The following is a 19215-nucleotide window of genomic DNA, read 5'->3' on the forward strand; positions in this document are numbered from 1 at the left end:
TCAGCGTCCGCCGCCTGCCGCGGGCGGCGGTTTCCTGTCGGCCGCGGCCAGGTCTTCGACCAGCCCGCGCAGCAGCTGCCAGAACTCGTCTACCGAGTCGATCTCGACGCGCTCATCCGGCGAGTGAGCACCGAGTATCTGCGGCCCGAAGGAGATCATCTCCAGCTGCGGGTACTTGCCGCCGAGGATCCCGCACTCGAGACCGGCATGGATCACCTTGACCGCCGGTTCGGCGCCGAGCTGAGCACGATGCAGGTGCTTGAAACGCTCCAACAGGGGACTATCGGGGGCCGGCGCCCAGCCGGGATAGGCATTCTCGACCCGGGTACGCGCACCGATCAGGCCAAACAGTGCGCTGAAACGGTCGGCCATGTCGCGGGTCGCGCTATCACGCAGCGAGCGCACCAGCGCGCACAGCCGGAAACGCCCGCTGGTCAACGACACCACGCCGAGGTTATTGGATGTCTCGACCACACCGGGCACCTCGGTACTCATCCGCTCGACGCCACAGGGAGCGGCGTGCAGCGCATCCACCAGCAGATGACTCGCGGTGGGGGTCAGTGCCTCGCCGGCCGCGTCACCGGTTGCCGAAAGACTGAGCGTCAGCCCCTCATCGACCCCGGCCAGTTCGGCCCGTAGCTCCTCTTCCAGCGTGGCCAGGCACACCTGGGCCGCCGCCAGTTCCTCTGCGGCCATCGCCAGGGTCGCGAAGGCTTCCCGGGGCAGCGCATTGCGCAGGGTGCCGCCCTGGTAGTCGATCAAGCGTGCCCCGCTTGGCGCAAGCGCCCGTAGCACGCGCATCATCAGTCGATTGGCGTTGCCGCGCCCCCGGGCGATATCGATCCCCGAGTGACCACCGCGCAGCCCGGTCAACGCCAGACGGTAGTGGCGTTCATCGGCGCTCAAAGCGCTGGTCGGCAGCTGCGCCTCGACCACCACGTCGGCGCCGCCGGCGCAGCCGATATACACCTCGCCGCGGTCCTCGGAGTCGAGGTTGAGCAGCAGCTGCCCTTCCAACCAGCCCTCGGCAAGCTGCAACGCGCCGCCCATCGAGGTCTCTTCCTCAAGGGTGAACAGCGCCTCCAGGGGGCCATGCACCAGCGAGTCGTCGCCGAGAATCGCCAGCGCCGCCGCCACGCCCAGACCGTTGTCGGCGCCCAGCGTGGTGCCGCGAGCACGCAGCCAGCCATCCTCGACGTAGGTGTCGATGGGGTCGCGGGTGAAATCGTGGGGATGGTCGGCATTGGCCTGGGCGACCATGTCGAGGTGGCCCTGCAGAATAATGCCGGGGGCCGACTCACGGCCCGGCGACGCCGGCTTCTTGAGACGCAGGTTGCCGTAGGCGTCGCGATCGTGGGCGATGCCGCGGGCGGCGGCCCAGGCTTCGAGGGTCGCCACCAGCGCGGCCTCATGGCCCGATGGCCGCGGGGTATTGCACAGCGTGCGGAAATGCTGCCACACCGCCTGCGGTGCCAGCTGATCGAGATGTGCGTTCATGATGGGTCTACATGAGGGATAACCGCATTACCTTACCGGCCACTCGCCGCCAGGAAAAGCCTAGGCTGCTCCATGGCAAGCGTGTCACGGATATGAGTACCGCTTGGGACTGTCCCCAGCGTCCCTCGCTCCAATAACGGCCGTCACCGTGCCCAATCGCGCCAGCGGGTCAGCGCCTCGCGCAGGCGCGCCTGCACCTCGCGCCGCCCGGCAAGCCCCAGCCGCTCGGCCAGCCAGGCACTGCTGCGGGCCTGGAACAGCCAGGCCACCAGCAGCCAGGCGTCGCTATCGTGAGGCGCACCACCGGCCAGACCGCGACGTACCAGTTGCTGCAGCGCCGGGCGCACCAGCGCCAGCTCACGCCGTCCCAGGGTCACATCGTCGAGATCGCGGCACTGCTCTGCACTGAGCGGCGGTGCCTGACCCTCGGCAAGCAGCGCCACGGCCACCGCCGGCGCAAGGCCGTTCAACTCAAAAGCCAGCAGGGTCGGAAGCAGGCGCTGAAAGCGCTCTGCGAGGCTGGCACACAGCGCTCGCCCCGACTCGCTGGCCGGCAGCGCCACCATCAGCGCATGCTCACCCGTAGAGGTTTCGTGACTCAGGCCGAGGCGCACGGCGCGAAAGCCGGCGGCATGCCAGAACGCCATCAGTTCGGGGTCGGCCCCGAAACTGGCACCCAACAAGTCGATGCCGTCGCGATGCGCGCGCTCGACCTCGGCGGCCAGCAGCCGCTGCCCATGCCCCTGGCGACGCGCGTCGGCGTGTACCGCAATGCGCATGATGCGGCGTACCCGTGAGGTCAAGGCATGCCGGCTGCCGGCGTGGGCGGCCAGCGACTGGGCCAGCAGATGGCCGCGCGGGCGGCGTTCGCCGCGGGCCACACGCTCGGCCAACTCGCTGGAAAAGCTGCCCTCTTCGCAGCACAGCGACACCGCCAGGGTACTGCTGTGCCGCTCGAGGGTGGTGATCGACACGCCGGGACCGTCCAGCAGGCGGCGCAAGTCGCTGGGCTGGGTGCGGTAGTGGGCCTGCACCAGCAGCCCGAACATCTCGCTGAGCCGCGCCTCGTCCACCGCCAGCAGCGACCGCTTCCAGCGCCGCAGCACAGGCGGCTCACCGCCGGGCGCCGGCAGGGCAGCCCGGGGCTCGGCGTCGAGCAGTAGCAGCCGACGGGTCAGCGCCTCGAGCGGATCACCATCGGCCCAGCGCACCGGTGCGGCCAAGGTGCAGGATCGCCAGTCCGGGGTCCGGCGTTGCAGATGCGGTAGAAAGCGCAGCGCGAAGCCCCGCCCCGACCCCTCATAGCCGTGCACGGTGGTGGCAAAAGCGATACGCGGAAAGCGCGCCAGCCAGTCGGCCAGTAGCGCCGAGGGAATAGCGGCGGCCTCATCCACCAGCAGCAGACTCCCCGCGCCTCCGCCTTGTTCGGCCAGCGCATCCGGGGCTACGAAGCGCACTCGCTGGGTGTGGTCGCTCCCCTGCAGGATGACCTCGAGCCCGTGGCGCCGGCCGTCAGGGCAGTTGCGTTGCAGATGCTCGAACAGCGTCTCCACCGCCGCCGGGCGCGGCGCGGTGACCAGGATCTCGCGTTCACCACTGGCCAGCCAGCGTGCACAGGCGATGCCCAGCGCGGCGCTCTTGCCGCGTCCGCGATCGGCGCTGATCACCAACGGCCGCCGGCGACGCAGCCGCAGCAGCCGCGCCACCGCCCGGGCCTGATCCAGGGTCGCGCAGGCAGGGTCCTTGCAACTGCCGGCAGCATGCTCATTAGGTGCCGTCAGGGTGGGCAGCACCAGTTCGCCGCTGGCCCGCCAGCCGGCCACATCGGGGGCGTCTTCCAGCAGGCGCGCCAGGCGCTGCAGATAGCGCGACGACAGGTGCGCCGGGCGATGCGGGTGATCGGCCAGGCGTCGATAGTCGGCATCCGGATGGGCGCCCCAGCCCGGCGGGGTGAGCAGCACCAGTAGCCCTCCGGCGATCAGGGTACCGCTCAGGGCACCGAAGGCGTCGGGGTCGAAGCCGGCCTCCGCCGAGACAGCATCGAACACGATCAGCGCCTGCTCACCGCCAAGCCGGGTGCGCGCCTTGCCGGTTGGCAGCCAGGCCGATTCGTCGACTTCCGCGGGCCGCTGCGGTGCGACCCACAGTGCACGCTCAGGCATCTGGTGCCATATCGCCAGCGCCCGGGCCAGACCCGCCTCAGGACCAGCAGTGACCCACAGCAGCCCCCGCCAGCGCTGCTTGGCCAGCCGCTCGCGCCATCCCTGCAGCGTCTGCACGGCGGAGGCATCGCTCATGCTCGACTCCCATCTTCTTGAAGACTCAAGTGTAATGAACCTTACCCTCACTACACCAGGCAACATACGTGCGGCGCACACGCATAAAAATTTTGCGTATCATTATCATTTGCAATCAGATTGTTTCTTGCTATCGTGTACAGCGACTCTTCTCATCCCCCAAGCAACATAACGGGAAATCGCCATGCAAAAGACTGTCATCGCTTCCGCGACCCTGCTCTCCACGCTGCTGGCCGCTCCCCTGGCCGCCGCTGACCTGACGCTCTACTCAGGCCGCGGCGAGTCGATGGTCGACCCGATCATCGCCCAGTTCGAGCGCAACACAGGGATCAACGTCAACGTACGCTACGGTGATACTGCACAGTTGGCAGTACTGCTCCAGGAGGAGGGCGAGCGCTCGCCCGCCGACCTCTACTGGGGCCAGGACGCCGGTGCCATGGGCGCGATCAGCCAGGCTGGCCTGCTCGCCGAGTTGCCGGATGACATCTACGAGGGACTGCCCAGCATTTACACCAGTGAGACCGGCAACTGGGTCGCCGCCAGCGGCCGTGCCCGAGTGTTCGCCTACTCGCCGGAGCGGGTCAGCGAGGACGAATATCCCGATAGCGTGTTCGACCTGACCGATGAGCGTTATGAAGGCCGCGTCGGCTGGGCGCCCACCAACGGCTCCTTCCAGTCGTTCATCACCGCGATGCGCGTCGAGCACGGCGACGAGCGTACCCTGGAGTGGCTCGAGGACATGCGCGACAACGGCGCCGTGACCTTCCGCAACAACACCACTCAGGTGCAAGGCATCGCCGACGGGGAAATCGACTTTGGCCTGGTAAACAATTATTATTTGCCGCGGTTCCTGGCTACCGACGAAGACTTCCCGGTAGAGCAAGCCTTCTTCGCCGAAGGCGATATCGGCAACCTGGTCAATGTCGCCGGCATTGCGGTGCTGGAGAGCAGCGACAACAAGGAAGAGGCCATGGAATTCGTGCGCTTCCTGCTGTCGCCGGCCGCCCAGCAGTACTTCACTGGCAATGTCTACGAGTACCCGGTGACCCGCGACGTGATCCAGAACCCGGAACTCGAGGATTTCGACCGCCTGCTGGAGGTCAGCCCGCAGATCGACTTGGATGAACTGGAAGATCTCGAAGGCACGCTGAACCTGCTGCGCGACGCCGAGCTGCTGTAAAGGCCAAGCGTCGCCAATCAGGCGAGTCGGGACCAGGGTGGCACTGCCACCCTGGTTTCGTGCGTTTTAACGGTGGCCAAATATCGGTCGTGACTTGAACAGCGAGAGACAATGAGCCACAGCGCCGAGCTAGCAAGCCCTGCCGCCCGACGTGCTCTGCCGAGAGGCAGGGCGCGGCGCGTACCGCTGCATATTCTCCTGCCATCTCTGCTAGTGGCAGGGGCAATGCTAGTGCCGCTGTTCTACCTCGGGCTACGCGCCTTCGAGGCCGACCCGCAGACACTCAACAACCTGTTACTTCGCCAGCGTAATCTCGACCTGCTGCTCAATACGCTATCGCTGGCCGCAGGCGTGGTGGTCATGACCACGTTGATGGCGCTGCCGCTGGCCTGGCTAGTGGTGCGCACCGATATCCGCTTCAAACGCTTGTTGACCATTCTCGGCGTGATCCCGCTGGCAGTGCCCGGCTATGTGATGGCCTATGCGCTGATCGGGCTGGGCGGCAACTATGGGGTGCTGGCACAACTGACCGGCGTGCAGTTGCCTCGTATAGAGGGCTATTTCGGCGCCACCCTGGCGCTATCGCTGTATACCTTCCCCTATCTGTTTCTCAACCTGCGAGCCACCCTGGCCGGCCTGGATGGAAACCTCGAGGAGAGCGCCAGGAGCCTCGGCTACGGCAGTCGAGAGATATTTCTCAAGATCACTCTGCCCCATCTGGCCCCCTCGCTGATGGCCGGCTGGCTGGTGATTACCCTGTATGTACTGGGTGACTTTGGCGCCGTGGCCTTGATGCGCTACGAGGCCTTCAGCTACGCCATCTACACTCAGTACTCCGGCGCCTTCGACCGTATCTATGCCGCCTGGCTGTCGATCATGCTGCTGGCGGTGGCGGCGAGTTTCGTGATGCTCGATAGCCTGGTGGTCAAGCGCAGGCTGGCAAGGGTCGGCACTGGGGTGGCACGCCCCGTCAAGCCCATGCGGCTGGGCCGCCTGCGCTGGCTGGCTTACCCCTATCTGCTGCTGATATTCGGCGCATCGGTGGGCCTGCCGACGCTGATCCTCGGCTACTGGTTGGTGCTCGCGCCGCCCGATCTGAGCTTCTTCGCCCGGGTGCCGGGCACCTTCCTGCGCTCGGCGGGGGCGGCGCTGCCCGCCGCCCTGCTGGCGGCGGCCTTCGCCCTGCCGGTCGCCTATCTCACGGTGCGCTACCGCTCCACCGCAGCGACCCTGATCGAGCGCTCGGCGTATATCGGCTACGCGATCCCGCCGCTGACCCTGGCGCTGGCGATGGTGTTCTTCTCGCTTCACACGGCGCCCTTCCTGTATCAGACGCTGACGCTGCTGGTCGTGACCTGGGCGATGGCCTCGCTGGCCCTGGCGCTGGGGCCGATTCGTAATGCCCTGCTGCAGACCCGTCCCAACATGGAAGAGGCCGCCCACTCGCTGGGCCACGGTCCGTTTAGCACCTTCCTGTGGGTGATCTTCCCGCGTCTGCGCCGTGGCATCCTGGCCGGTATCGCACTGGTCTTCGTGCTATGCATGAAAGAGCTACCAATCACCTTCTTGCTGGCACCGACCGGCTATACCACCCTGGCGGTGACCGTGTTCACCCGAACCTCCGAGGGCATGCTGGCCGAAGCGGCCCCCTTCGCCGCCGCCATCGTGGTCTTCTCGAGCTTGTCGGTGGGCTTCCTGTTAACCAAAGAGGGCAAGCGATGACCACCCTAAATCTCAACGCTACGCCCCAGCCCCAACAGGCCTCGGCGACCCAACGTCCGGCGCCACTGCTCAGCATCAGCGGGCTGAGCAAACGCTACCGGCGGCAGGACCCTCTGGCGGTAGAGAACGTGGGCTTCGATCTCGGCAACGGTGAGATTCTTGCTCTGCTCGGCCCCAGCGGCTGCGGCAAAAGCACCACCCTGCGCATGATTGCCGGGTTCGAGCACCCCGAGAGTGGTGACATCCTGCTGCGTGGAAAAAGCATCCTCGACCAGCCGCCGCAGCAGCGCCGCATCGGCATCGTGTTCCAGGACTATGCGCTGTTTCCGCACATGAGCCTGGGCCAGAACGTGGCCTTCGCCATGCGCCATCTGCCCAAGGCCAAGCGCCCCGCCCGTGCCCGCGAGTGGCTCGATATGGTCGGCCTGGCCGATCTCGCCGAACGCATGCCCGATGAGCTCTCAGGCGGCCAGCAGCAGCGCGTGGCACTGGCCCGGACCTTGGCTGCCGAGCCGCAGCTGGTGCTGCTCGACGAGCCCTTCTCCAACCTCGACGCGGCGCTGCGCGAGTCGACCCGCAAAGAGGTCCGCCAGCTGTTCAAGGCCGCCGGCACCTCGGTGATTCTGGTCACCCACGACCAGGCCGAAGCGCTCTCCTTCGCCGATCAGGTCGGCGTGATGCACGCCGGCAAGCTGATTCAGGTCGATCGCCCCGAGCGGGTCTACCAGCATCCGGCCACCGCCTTCGTCGCCGAATTCCTCGGCCATACCAATCTGCTCGATGCCAATGCCGACGGTGAGATCGCCCAGACCGCGCTGGGGCCAGTGGCCATCACTCCCGCGACCAGCGGCCAGGTACGGGTCTCGCTGCGCCCCGAGCACCTGGCACTGGCCACCGCGCCGGACGGCCAGGGTGCTACCGTAGTCGAGCGCGAGTTCCGCGGCCACGACTGCTTCTACCTGCTCGAGCAGCACGGCCAGCGCTTCTGCGCCATCACCCCCAGCCACACCCTATGGCAGATCGGTGAACAGGTCAGCCTCGAGCCCCAGCGTACCGCCACGGTGCTGCAGTACTAGCGCCGGGCGCTTTGCGCCCGGCGCCATCAATGCGCTTCGTCCCAGTTACTCCCACTCTCGGCCTCGACGATTAGCTGCACGCGCAGTTCGGCGGCATCGCGCATGTGCGTCTTGACCGCGTCGATAAAGCCGTCGACGTCGGCCTCCTTGACCTCGAAGACCAGCTCATCGTGGACCTGCATCACCATCCAGGCATCGAATTCGCAGGGCGTCTTGGCGCTGCCCTGTAGCCAGGCGTCGACCTCGATCATCGCGCGCTTGATGATGTCCGCCGCGGTGCCCTGCATCGGTGCGTTGATGGCGGTGCGCTCGGCGGCCTGGCGGCGGGCGTGGTTCTGGGCCTTGATCTCGGGCAGGTAGAGGCGCCGGCCGAATACCGTCTCGACGTAGCCGTCGTCGGCGGCCTGAGCGCGGATGCGGTCCATGTAGCGTGCCACGCCAGGATAGCGGTCGAAGTAACGGTCGATGTAGGTCTGAGCCTGGTTGCGCTCGATGTGCAGCTGCCGCGACAGCCCCCAGGCGCTCATGCCGTAGATCAGCCCGAAGTTGATCGCCTTGGCGCTGCGCCGCTGGTCGGCGGAGACCTTGTCGAGGGGCACCCCGAATACCTCGGCGGCAGTGGCAGCGTGGATATCGCGGCCCTCGGCGAAGGCCTCGAGCAGGCCCTTGTCCTCGGAGAGGTGAGCCATGATGCGCAGCTCGATCTGCGAGTAGTCGGCGGCGACGATACGGTAGCCGGGACGCGCCACGAACGCCTGGCGAATCTTGCGCCCCTCCTCGGTGCGAATCGGAATGTTCTGCAGATTGGGGTCCGACGACGACAGCCGCCCGGTGGCGGTGACCGCCTGGTGATAGCTGGTATGCAGGCGCTTGGTAGTGGCATTGACCAGACGCGGCAGCTTGTCGGTGTAGGTCGACTTGAGCTTGGCCAGGCCGCGGTGCTGCATGATCACCTTGGGCAGCGGGTAGTCCAGCGCCAGCTCCTCGAGGACCGCCTCGGCGGTGGACGGCGCCCCCTTGGGGGTCTTCTTGAGCACCGGGATCTTCTGCTCCTCGAACAGAATCTCGCCGAGCTGCTTGGGCGAGCTGAGGTTGAACTCGCGTCCGGCCAGCTCGAAGGCCTCGGCCTCGAGCTCGCGGATGCGCTCGGCCAGGGCCTGGCTCTGGGTGTGCAGCCGTTCGGCGTCGAGCGCCACCCCGGTGCGCTCCATGCGCGACAGCACCGGCACCAGCGGCAGCTCCAGCTCATCGAGCACCGCGGCGAGCCGGCCTTCGGCCTCGAGGCGCGGGCGTAGCTCATGCTGCAGGCGCAGGGTGATGTCGACGTCCTCGCAGGCGTAGGGCGCGGCCTGCTCGAGGGCAATCTGGTTGAAGGTCAGCTGCTTGGCGCCCTTGCCGGCGATCTCCTCGAAGCTGATGGTCTTCTCGCCGAGGTACTTGAGTGCCAGCGAGTCCATGTCGTGGCGGGTGGCGGTGGAGTTGAGCACATAGGAGGCGAGCATGGTGTCGGCCAGCGGCCCGACCACGCCGATCTGATAGTTGGCCAGCACTGAGATGTCGTACTTGAGATTCTGGCCGATCTTGCCCTTGGACGGGTCTTCCAGCAGCGGCTTGAGCGCCGCCAGCACCGCGTCGCGGTCGAGCTGGGCCGGGGCATCGAGGTAGTCGTGGCCGAGTGGAATATAGGCCGCCTCGCCGGGCTCCAATGCCAGCCCCACCCCGACGATTTCCGCCTCCATGTAGTTGAGACTGGTGGTCTCGAGATCGAAGCAGAAGCGCTCGGCCTGGCGCAGGCGCTCGAGCCAGGTATCCAGGGTGGCCTGGTCGACGATCACCTGATCCTCGCGCGGGGTGCCGCTGGCCGCGGGCTCATCGTCCTCGGCCTGAGGCGTAGCAGTGCCGCCTACCACGTCGTCGACGCCTTCATCCTTGCCCTCGAGCAGCTCCGATAGCCAGGCCTTGAACTCCATCTCGCGATACAGCTCGAGCAGCGCCTCGCGGTCGGGATGGGCGATATCCAGGTCGTCGAGCCCCACCGGCAGCTCGCAGTCGGTCTTGATGGTGGCCAGCTGGTAGGAGAGAAACGCCTGGTCGCGGTGCTGCTCGAGCTTCTTGGGCAGGGTCTTGGCGCCACGAAAATCCAGCTCCTTGACCTTGTCGAGGTCGGCATAGATGGCATCGAGCCCGCCACCGACGCCCTGCAGCAGGCCGAGGGCGGTCTTCTCACCGACCCCCGGCACCCCGGGAATGTTGTCGACCTTGTCGCCCATCAGCGCCAGGAAGTCGATGATCAGCGATGGCGGCAGGCCGAACTTCTCCTCCACGCCGGCCACATCCAGCGTCTCGTCCTTCATGGTATTGACCAGGGTGATATGGCCATTCACCAGCTGCGCCATATCCTTGTCGCCGGTGGAGATCACCGCGTCGCGACCGGCCTCGGTGGCGCGTCGCGCCAGGGTGCCGATGACATCGTCGGCCTCGACCCCTTCGATGCACAGCAGCGGCAGGCCCAGGGCACGCACACAGGCATGCAGCGGCTCGACCTGGCTGCGCAGGTCGTCGGGCATCGGCGGCCGCTGGGCCTTGTACTCGGCGTAGAGCTCGTCACGGAAGGTCTTGCCCTTGGCGTCGAAGACCACCGCCATGGGGCTGTCCGGGTAGTCCTTGATCAGCCGCTTGAGCATGTTGAGCACGCCCTTGACCGCACCGGTGGGCTGGCCCTGGGAGGTGGTCAGCGGCGGCAGGGCATGAAAGGCGCGATACAGATAGGAGGAGCCGTCGACGAGAACGATGGGGCTGGCAGCCATGGCGAAGCGATCCTTGAGCGTGAGCAATGTCTCCATGATACGCAGCTCGCCGCGCTGCGTCAGGCGTCCCCTATCAGGGACGGGATCAGCCTGTGTCTCTCGCCAAGGGAGCCACCGAGATTTATGCTATCTTGCCGCCGAGGGCAGGAGGCCCTATCTCTCGTCGCATCGCCTGCAGCAGTGAATTCCCGCGCGCCGCCGGAGTCCAAGCAGGCAGCATACCGTGCCGCTCACGGCAGGAGGTTACATGTCACTATCAGGTCTGTCCCGCGCTACGCTGCTGGCCGCCGTACTGCTCTCGAGCCTGCTGCTCGGCAGCCTCGCCGGTCATGCGCAGTCGTCGCCCGAACCGCAGGTCACCGAGCGCCAGGAGGCGGACCGCACCCTGCGCGAGTTCCGCGTCAACGGACAGCTCTACGCCATCGAGATCCGCACCCGCGACGGTGACCGCTACCACCTGCTCGATCGCCGTGGTGACGGCAATTTCAGCCGCGTAAGCGGCGATGCGGTAGAGATCCCCGACTGGGTCAACACGGCGCGCTGAGCCTGTTCCGGCCGACGACACTTTTCGTGCATCGCACTGGCAAGACGGTACAATGTGCCGCTTGGCAACCCCGGGCGAGAGACACATGGCCGTATTTACCCCGCTGAGCCAGGCTCAGGTCGCAGAGTTCCTGCAACGTTTCGACGTTGGCACGCTGACACAGATCGAGGGCGTGCCCAGCGGCACCGAAAACACCACCTATTTCGTCACCACCGACCGCCAGGCACTGGTGCTGACGCTGTTCGAGCAGGGCGAGCATGACGAGCTGCCGTTCTTCGTTGACTTGCTCGACTATCTGGCTGATCACCGCCTGCCGGTACCCGGTCCGGTGCACGACTGCCAGGGTGTTGCCCTGCAGAGCCTGGCCGGCAAACCGGCGCTGCTGTTCCCGCGCCTGCCCGGCAAGCACCCCTCCTCGCCGAACCTCGCCCAGTGCGAGGCGCTGGGAGAGACGTTGGGCCATATGCATGCGGTATCGAGACACTTCGACGGTCATCGGCCCAACCCCCGCGACCTGCACTGGCTGGTGGCCATGCACCATCGAGTGCTGGTCTATCTCTCCGCCGACGACCAGGCGCTGATGAGCGACGAAGTCGATGCTTACCAGGCCTTCTTCGGTGATGCCCCGGACCTGCCTCAGGGTGCATTACACGGCGACCTGTTCCGCGACAATACGCTGTTCGACGGCGAGCGACTGGGCGGCATCATCGACTTCTACAACGGCTGCACCGGCGACCTACTGTTCGACCTGGCGATCGTCATCAACGACTGGGCGGTGCACGCCGACGGCAGCCTCGATGCGGCGCGTCACGACGCCATTCTGCGCGCCTATCAGGCACGCCGACCGCTGACCGACGCCGAGCGCGCGGCTTGGCCGATGATGCTGCGCATGACCGCGCTGCGCTACTGGTTGTCGCGGCTGCTGGTGGTCTACGTCGACCCGCCCGCCCACGACCTGACGCCCCATGACCCGGAGCAGTTCCGGACCATTCTGCTCAGCCGCCTGCAAAACGGCGCGCTGGCCCTGCCGGAGATTCACCCCGCATGAGCCTGCTCGATGCCGGCGCCCCGTCGCCTTCACGCCTGGCGCGCCACACCTACAACATCGACCAGTGGGGCAGCGGCTACTTCGATGTCGACGACGGCGGCCACACCGTGGTGCGCCCACTCGGCAGCGAAACCGATGGCCCGGCGCTGCCGCTGGATGCGCTGGTCGACCAACTGCGCGAGGCCGGCCTGCGCCTGCCGGTGCTGGTGCGCTTTACCGATATCCTGCATGACCGCGTCGAACAGCTATGCGCGGCCTTCGACGCCGCCATTCGCGAAGAGGGCTACGGCAGCGGCTATACCGCGGTCTACCCGATCAAGGTCAATCAACAGCGCCGGGTGGTGGAGGAGATTCTCGCCACCCAGGAGCGCGGTCACGGTCGCGTCGGCCTCGAGGCCGGCAGCAAGCCCGAGCTACTGGCGGTGCTGGCGCTGTCCGGCGACGGCTCGTCGCTGATCGTCTGCAACGGCTACAAGGACCGCGAGTACATCCGCCTGGCGCTGATGGGCGAGAAACTTGGCCACCGCGTTTATCTGGTGGTGGAGAAGTATTCCGAGCTCGATATCATTCTCGAGGAGGCTGCCGATCTCGGCGTCACGCCGCGTATCGGTCTGCGCGCCCGACTCGCCTCGGTGGGTCGCGGCAAGTGGCAGGACACCGGCGGCGAGAAGTCCAAGTTCGGCCTCACCGCCGGCCAGATCCTCGGGGTCGTCGAGCGCCTCGAGCGCAGCGACGCGCTGGGCAGCCTGCAGCTGGTGCACTTCCACCTCGGCTCGCAGATCGCCAATATCCGCGATATCCAGCGCGGCCTGCGTGAGTGCGCGCGCTTCTACCAGAGCCTGCGCGAACTCGGTGCGCCGGTGGATACCGTCGACGTCGGCGGTGGCCTGGGCATCGACTATGAAGGCACCCGCTCGCGCAGCGAGTTCTCGATCAACTATTCGATGCGCGAATACGCCAGCAACGTGGTGTGGGCCTTCCGCCAGGCCTGCGAGGCCGAAGGACTGCCGCACCCTCACCTGATCAGCGAATCGGGCCGCGCACTGACCGCCCACCACGCTGTGCTGATCACCAACGTGATCGGCGAAGAGCGCATCGACGACCAGGCGCCGCCGCGCCAGGTCGAGGACGACCCGCAGATCGACGAGCTGTGGCGCGTGCATGGCCGACTGGCCGACATGCACGAACCGCGCGGGCTGGTCGAGGCCTACCACGATCTGGTACAGGCCATGGGCGAGCTGCAGGATCGCTTCGTGCTGGGCCTGGCCGACATCCTCGCCCGAGCCGAGGGTGAGGCGGTCTACTTCGCCGCCTGCGCACGACTCAAGGCACGTCTCGACGGGCGCAATCGCGCCCACCGCGAGATCCTCGACGAACTTGCCGAGAAGCTCGCCGACAAGTTGTTCGTCAACTTTTCGCTGTTCCAGTCGCTGCCCGACGTATGGGGCATCAAACAGATATTTCCGGTCATACCCCTGAGCGGCCTGGAGCGAGCACCGACTCGCCGCGGGGTGATTCAGGACATCACCTGCGACAGCGACGGCCGCATCGACAACTACGTCGACGGCCAGGGCGTGGAGAGCACCTTACCGCTACCGGAGTGGCGCGACGGTGATGAAAAGCTGCTCGGCTTCTTCCTGGTCGGCGCCTATCAGGAGATCCTAGGCGACCTGCACAACCTGTTCGGCGATACTGACTCGGTGGACGCCGCCCTCGATGCTAACGGCGACTGGGTGCTGTCCCATGCCATTCAGGGCGACACCGTGGCCCAGGTCCTCGACCACGTCAATTTCGACGCCGAGGTGCTGCGCCGTCATCTGGCCAGTCAGCTGGAGGCCAGCGAGCTCAGCGCTGAAGAGCGTGAAGCCTTCCTCGCCGACCTCTCCGCCGGCCTGCAGGGCTACACCTACCTCGAGTGATCGGGCCAACGCGCTAACCCAATGCGCCCCCGCAGCCTGGCTGCGGGGGCGCATTGGGTTTGACCAGTCGCGGCTGCGCCTAGTCGATGACCCGAGTGGCCACTTCCAGCCCGCCGGTCAGGGTGAAGTGCAGCTCGGCGCCGCGCGGTAGCTCGCCAACGCCCGGCGGCGTACCGGTCAGTACCACGTCGCCAGGCAGCAGCGTGAAGTGGCGGCTCATCTCGGCCAGCAGGGTCGCTACCGGGAACAGCATGTCGGAGCCTTCACCGCTCTGCACTCGCTCGCCGTCGATATCCAGGCTGAAGGTCAGCGCACTCCAGTTGGGTACGCGGCTAAGGGCCAGAAACGGCGACAGCGGGCAGGCACCGTCGAAACTCTTGGCAATTTCCCACGGGTAGCCCTTCTCCTTGAGCTGCGACTGCACGTCGCGCAGCGTCAGATCCAACGCCAGGCCGATACCTACCACCGCGCGCTCGGCTTCCGAGGACGTGGCATGGGTCAGCGGCTCGCCGATCAGCAGCGCCAGCTCGGTCTCGAAATGCACGTCACCGCGGGAAAACGGCGCGTCAATCGGCTCATCGAGCGGCACCGCACAGGTCGACGGCTTGATGAACAGCAGCGGTTCGGTGGGAATCGGATTGTCCAGCTCTTTGGCGTGGTCGGCATAATTGCGACCGACGCAGACGATCTTGCCCAGCGCGTGAGGAAATTCCTGGCCATCGGTGAAACGGGGAACAAAGCGCATGGCGGGATATTCTCCTGGATGAAAGGGAGGCGACGTCTCGGGCGCCGCTTGCACTATAAGCATTACAGTCTACCGCAGCGGGCGCGCCAGTCCAGCGCCCCCGCTTCATGCGCTGTGGGTCACCATGAGCGGCGTCACGGCGACCAGGCCTCATCCGGCTGGTGAGCCAGAAACGACGGCCGCGGTCGCCTCGCCGCATAGGGCTCAACGCAGCGGTTATCACATCGATTGTAAACAAAAAATGCGTTACTGCGCGGGTCGGGCGACATATTGGCGTTCGAGCCGTGCAGCGTATTGCAGTCGAACAGTAGCAGTCCTCCCGCCGCACCAGTAGGCGCCTCGATGCCGTGGCGCTCGATCAGCTCGCTGAGCGCCTGGCGGTCGGGAACGCCGAGCTCCTGCATTTTCAGTGACTGCTTGTGGTGATCATCCGGTGTCTCGCCGAGGCACGGCACGAAGACCTTGTGCGAGCCCGGCACCAGCATCAGCGGGCCGTTGAAGTGGTGATTGTCGGTGAGCACGATCGACGCACTCAACGCATGCATCGCCGGCATGCCATCCTCGGCGTGCCAGGTTTCGAAATCGGAGTGCCAATTGAAGCCCTTGCCCTCAAAGCCGGGCTTATAGTTGATCCGCGACTGATGAACATACGCCTCACCACCAAGGATCTGTTCGGCGCGCCCCATCAGACGTGAATCCTGCGCCAGGCGCCGAAAACGCTCGGAGAGGAAGTGCACGGCAAACAGCGAGCGGATCTCCTCGCCGCCTGGCTCGGTGATGCTGAAATCACGGCCGACGAAGTCCTGGTTGGACATCAGTGCTTTGAGCTCTTCGCGCAGGGCTTCCAGCTCATCGCCGCTGAGAAAGTTGGGCTCGAACAGGAACCCCTGGCGCTCGAAGTCATCGAGCTGGGCCTGGCTCAAGGGGCCGTCTTCCGCGCTGCCCTTGACCACCGCTTCGCGGCGCCTGAGCCAGGGCATATCGAGCGGCTGCGACAGCCGCGTGGGATAGGGATCGCGCTGCTGCGCGGCGGGAGAATGGTAGTGAGCGTTACGGGTAGCGGTCTGTACCGACATCCAAATCACCTCCTAAGGCTTGTGATCGGGTTGTAGATGCAGAAATATCGAGCCGACAGGGAACATCGCACCACGGGGTGTGGCACGGTGGTCGCTGGCGGTCCACGTAGAGACATCGGGGCGAACCGGCTCAATTCAAGCCCCCGATTGCGCCGCTGATCCTGTCCGTCACGCACAAAAAAGCCGCCTCTGGTGGGCGACTTATTCGAGAAGTAGATGCTTGATATGGCTGAGCTTTTGCTTGGTGCCGGCACCAGGAGTCGAACCCGGGACCTACTGATTGCAAGACCCTTTCTCGCCGGCTTTCAGCGGCTCACGCCGCCATAAATCAATCATTTACGAAAATCTTTCCGTTCGCTGGAGCCCCTTCTGGCATGTCGCTGTCGACACCCCTTCGATACTTGTAGCTATTACCATATAGGTATAGACTCGTACTATGAATTCGACGCCCCTCCAGCCCGTGCACTGGGTTGCCAGCAGCAAGAAAGATCTACTGGCCATGCCCGATGACGTCCAAGACGTCTTTGGCTTCGCCCTCCACCTCGCCCAGGCTGGCACCAAGCACCCGCAGGCAAAGCCGCTCAAGGGGTTCGGATCTGCTGGCGTCCTCGAGGTCGTCGAAGACCACCACCGTGACACCTATCGCGCTGTCTATACGGTCAAGCTGGGCGATGCGGTCTACGTCCTTCACTGCTTCCAAAAGAAGTCCTCCAGGGGCATCGCCACACCCAAGCCAGACCTGGACAAGATCCGCGACCGACTCAAGCTGGCCGAACAGCACGCCAAGGGAGAAACATCATGACCATCCAAACCGGCTCCACCAACGTCTATGCCGACCTGGGCATGCCAGATGCCGAGGAAATGCTGATCAAGGCCCAGTTGGCCGCCAAGATCGCCGAGATCATCAAGCACCGCCGCCTCACGCAGACCAAAGCGGCAGAGCTAATGGGCATTCCCCAGCCCAAGGTTTCTGCCCTCCTACGCGGGCAGTTCCGCGGCATCAGCGAAGCCAAGATGCTCGAGGCCATCGCTCGACTGGGTAGAGACGTCAAAATCGTCATCGGCCCCTCACGGCGACGTTCCTCCCCAGGACACGTCGAACTGGAAATGGCTTGAGGTGCGAGATTCATGAACACACATCCAGATGAACCTGATCCCGACGACGCGCCCGAACTCGACCAGAAATGGTTCGAGCATGCCCACCAGTACCACGGTGATACCCTGGTCAAGCGTGGTCGTGGTTGCCCACCTCTTGAGCCCAAAGAATGCAAAGGCTCGTCAAGATCTGCTACTACCAGGACGTGATCGAAGCTTTTTGCAGTACTGGCCCCGGCTGGCAGACCAGAATCAACCATGCGCTATCCTCACCTTACCCCGAATCATCTGGAGGAAGCCGTCAAGCTGAACCCCGTTGCGAAGCTCGGTTGACACTTTGTAGACACATACGAAAAAACCGCCTCAAATTAGGGCGGTTTAATATATAGTAGATGCTTGATATGGCTGAGCTTTTGCTTGGTGCCGGCACCAGGAGTCGAACCCGGGACCTACTGATTACAAGTCAGTTGCTCTACCAACTGAGCTATGCCGGCGCGGGCAACCTCTGCAACCTTCGGCATCTACTTGATGCTCTGGAAACTGGGTTGGCGATGGCTGGGGTACCAGGATTCGAACCTGGGAATGCCGATACCAAAAACCGGTGCCTTACCACTTGGCTATACCCCAGCAGCGTGGTGGCCAGAGACGGAATCGAACCGCCGACACGGGGATTTTCAATCCCCTGCTCTACCAACTGAGCTATCTGGCCCCTGCCAACGGGGACGTATTTAACTAGAATCCTTTATCCCCGTCAAGACTTTTTAGATCAACCGGATGGCGAACCTGTCCGTCTCACTGGCTGGGGGGGATGTAGCCCTCGGCCTGGTCGGTTTCGCGGTTGTCGAGGAAGCGCTCGAGCTGCTCCATCAGATACTCGCGCGCCTCGGGGTCGAGCAGGTTGAGGTGCTTCTCGTTGATCAGCCGGGTCTGCAGCGCCTGCCACTCTTCCCAGGCCTGCTTGGAGACACTGGCCTGGATCTCCTGGCCCTTCTTGCCAGGCAGAGGCGGCATCGGCAGCGCTTCGAGCTCCTGCTGATACTTGCGGCAGAACACGGTCTGACTCATGGGTCACTCCTTGCGATAAACGATCAGGCTTCGTCGAGATGCTGGGCGAGGCTGCCAATCAATGCCTTGACTGGTGCCGCCAAGCCAATGGTGACAGGCTCGGCGAGGTGATACCACAGCCGCCCCGGGGCATTGACCACCCGCGCCGGTCGGCAGGCGACAGGCTGAGGGATAATCCACAGGTGAAAATGGCTGAAGGTGTGACGAAACCCCCGCCAGGCCGGCTCCTGGTCGGCGTCGGGGGCATGTACGTCGAGCCACGCCTGCAGGGCGTCGGGGTCGTCGAACTGTGGAAAACACCATAGCCCGCCCCAGAGGCCGGCACCAGGGCGCTGCTCAAGGAGCACCCGGCCTTCGCTGTCGTGAAGCAGCAGCATGATGGTACTGCGCTCGGGCAACGTTTTCTTGGGCTTGGACTCGGGGTAGCGCTTCTCTTCGCCGCGAGCATGCGCCTCGCAGACATCTTCGAAGGGGCACAGCAGGCAACTGGGAGTACCGCGACGACACAGGGTGGCTCCGAGATCCATCATCGCCTGGCTGTAGTCGGGCAGTCGTGACGTGGGCGTATAGTACTCTGCCAGCGACCACAGCCGGCGCTCCACCGCTGGCCGGCCAGGCCAGCCGGGTTCGGCATGTAGCCGGGTCAGCACGCGCTTGACGTTGCCGTCGAGGATCACTGCCCGCTGGCCGGTACTGATGCTGATGATGGCCCCTGCCGTAGAGCGGCCGATACCCGGCAGCGCGGCCATGGCCTCGAGACTGTGCACCGGAAACTCGCCAGCGTGCTCTTCGATCACCTGCTGCGCCGCCTTGTGCAGGTTGCGGCCCCGCGCATAGTAGCCAAGCCCGGTCCACAGGTGCAGCACGTCGTCCTGCTCTGCCGCGGCCAGGTGCTCGACGGTGGGAAAACGCGCCATGAAGCGCTCATAGTAGGGGATCACCGTGGCGACCTGGGTCTGCTGCAGCATGATTTCGGAGACCCACACGCGATATGGGGTCTTGTCGTGCTGCCAGGGCAAACTCGTGCGGCCGTGCTCGTCGAACCACGCCAACAGGCGCCGTTGAAACTCATCCGGGGCGAGCACAGGGCGAGGCATATCAGGCATTGGAGACTCATCGCACTACTGGTGACATAAAAAAGCGC

Annotated in this window: 16 protein-coding genes and 3 tRNA genes; 9 read left to right on the forward strand and 10 right to left on the reverse strand. The window is 65.1% G+C overall.

Annotation, left to right across the window (positions count from 1 at the left end; translation table 11 throughout):
- Both BLT16_RS15610 and BLT16_RS15615 read right to left on the reverse strand, forming a co-directional pair.
- Entirely contained in the window at nt 1-1497 is a 1497-nt protein-coding gene (locus tag BLT16_RS15610; protein WP_089659443.1) for an aminoacyl-histidine dipeptidase, read from the reverse strand.
- Between the two features lie 143 nt (nt 1498-1640).
- Nucleotides 1641-3794, reverse strand: a complete 2154-nt coding sequence (locus BLT16_RS15615; protein WP_089659444.1) for a tRNA(Met) cytidine acetyltransferase TmcA — start codon at nt 3792-3794, stop codon at nt 1641-1643.
- Between the two features lie 184 nt (nt 3795-3978).
- Between BLT16_RS15615 and BLT16_RS15620 the strand changes: the two genes are divergently transcribed.
- From BLT16_RS15620 to BLT16_RS15630, 3 genes are all read left to right on the forward strand, one after another.
- Complete coding sequence (locus BLT16_RS15620; protein WP_089659445.1) at nt 3979-4974, forward strand: iron ABC transporter substrate-binding protein; 996 nt, start codon at nt 3979-3981, stop codon at nt 4972-4974.
- A 225-nt stretch (nt 4975-5199) separates the two neighbouring features.
- Nucleotides 5200-6696, forward strand: a complete 1497-nt coding sequence (locus BLT16_RS15625; RefSeq protein ID WP_218124460.1) for an ABC transporter permease — start codon at nt 5200-5202, stop codon at nt 6694-6696.
- Nucleotides 6693-7772, forward strand: coding sequence for an ABC transporter ATP-binding protein (locus tag BLT16_RS15630; RefSeq protein ID WP_089659446.1), 1080 nt, complete (start codon nt 6693-6695; stop codon nt 7770-7772). The genes BLT16_RS15625 and BLT16_RS15630 overlap by 4 nt, the downstream gene beginning before the upstream one ends.
- Nucleotides 7773-7798: 26 nt before the next feature.
- Here the strand turns inward: BLT16_RS15630 and polA are convergent, their stop codons facing one another.
- On the reverse strand, nt 7799-10579 hold the full coding sequence (gene polA / locus BLT16_RS15635) for a DNA polymerase I (RefSeq protein ID WP_089659479.1): 2781 nt from the start codon (nt 10577-10579) through the stop codon (nt 7799-7801).
- Nucleotides 10580-10826: 247 nt separating this feature from the next.
- Here polA and BLT16_RS15640 point away from each other — a divergent pair, with 247 nt between their 5' ends.
- The 3 genes from BLT16_RS15640 to speA all read left to right on the forward strand — a co-directional run bounded on the left by BLT16_RS15640 (nt 10827) and on the right by speA (nt 14090).
- Entirely contained in the window at nt 10827-11123 is a 297-nt protein-coding gene (locus tag BLT16_RS15640) for a DUF2782 domain-containing protein (RefSeq protein WP_089659447.1), read from the forward strand.
- An 85-nt stretch (nt 11124-11208) separates the two neighbouring features.
- Entirely contained in the window at nt 11209-12171 is a 963-nt protein-coding gene (locus BLT16_RS15645) for a homoserine kinase (RefSeq protein ID WP_089659448.1), read from the forward strand.
- Entirely contained in the window at nt 12168-14090 is a 1923-nt protein-coding gene (speA, locus tag BLT16_RS15650) for a biosynthetic arginine decarboxylase (protein WP_089659449.1), read from the forward strand. The genes BLT16_RS15645 and speA overlap by 4 nt, the downstream gene beginning before the upstream one ends.
- Before the next feature lie 79 nt (nt 14091-14169).
- Here speA and BLT16_RS15655 read toward each other — a convergent pair whose 3' ends face one another.
- Nucleotides 14170-14835 carry a fumarylacetoacetate hydrolase family protein gene (locus BLT16_RS15655; protein ID WP_089659450.1) on the reverse strand — a complete coding sequence of 222 codons (666 nt, stop codon included), beginning with the start codon at nt 14833-14835 and terminating at the stop codon, nt 14170-14172.
- 134 nt (nt 14836-14969) lie between these two features.
- On the reverse strand, nt 14970-15911 hold the full coding sequence (gene thpD, locus BLT16_RS15660) for an ectoine hydroxylase (protein ID WP_089659451.1): 942 nt from the start codon (nt 15909-15911) through the stop codon (nt 14970-14972).
- A gap of 436 nt (nt 15912-16347) precedes the next feature.
- Here thpD and BLT16_RS15665 point away from each other — a divergent pair, with 436 nt between their 5' ends.
- The 3 genes from BLT16_RS15665 (at nt 16348) to BLT16_RS21235 (ending at nt 17395) form a co-directional block, all read left to right on the forward strand.
- Nucleotides 16348-16713 (forward strand): type II toxin-antitoxin system RelE/ParE family toxin, encoded by a 366-nt coding sequence (locus tag BLT16_RS15665; RefSeq protein ID WP_089659452.1) that lies wholly within the window; start codon nt 16348-16350, stop codon nt 16711-16713.
- The gene (locus tag BLT16_RS15670) at nt 16710-17027 is read left to right on the forward strand and encodes a helix-turn-helix domain-containing protein (protein ID WP_218124461.1); all 318 of its coding nucleotides are present in this window, start codon (nt 16710-16712) and stop codon (nt 17025-17027) included. The genes BLT16_RS15665 and BLT16_RS15670 overlap by 4 nt, the downstream gene beginning before the upstream one ends.
- Before the next feature lie 149 nt (nt 17028-17176).
- A complete protein-coding gene (locus BLT16_RS21235; RefSeq protein WP_218124462.1) occupies nt 17177-17395 on the forward strand; it encodes a BrnA antitoxin family protein in 219 nt (72 codons plus the stop codon).
- Between the two features lie 29 nt (nt 17396-17424).
- Here BLT16_RS21235 and BLT16_RS15680 read toward each other — a convergent pair.
- The 5 genes from BLT16_RS15680 to mutY form a co-directional block, all read right to left on the reverse strand.
- Nucleotides 17425-17500: transfer RNA gene (locus tag BLT16_RS15680), tRNA-Thr, on the reverse strand.
- A gap of 58 nt (nt 17501-17558) precedes the next feature.
- A tRNA-Gln gene (locus BLT16_RS15685) sits at nt 17559-17633 on the reverse strand.
- A gap of 6 nt (nt 17634-17639) precedes the next feature.
- Nucleotides 17640-17715: transfer RNA gene (locus tag BLT16_RS15690), tRNA-Phe, on the reverse strand.
- 83 nt (nt 17716-17798) lie between these two features.
- Nucleotides 17799-18071, reverse strand: a complete 273-nt coding sequence (locus tag BLT16_RS15695) for an oxidative damage protection protein (RefSeq protein ID WP_089659454.1) — start codon at nt 18069-18071, stop codon at nt 17799-17801.
- Between the two features lie 23 nt (nt 18072-18094).
- Nucleotides 18095-19177, reverse strand: a complete 1083-nt coding sequence (gene mutY / locus BLT16_RS15700; RefSeq protein ID WP_089659455.1) for an A/G-specific adenine glycosylase — start codon at nt 19175-19177, stop codon at nt 18095-18097.
- Between the last annotated feature and the right edge of the window lie 38 nt (nt 19178-19215).

It is taken from the genome of Franzmannia pantelleriensis (assembly GCF_900102875.1).
Lineage (GTDB): Bacteria > Pseudomonadota > Gammaproteobacteria > Pseudomonadales > Halomonadaceae > Franzmannia > Franzmannia pantelleriensis.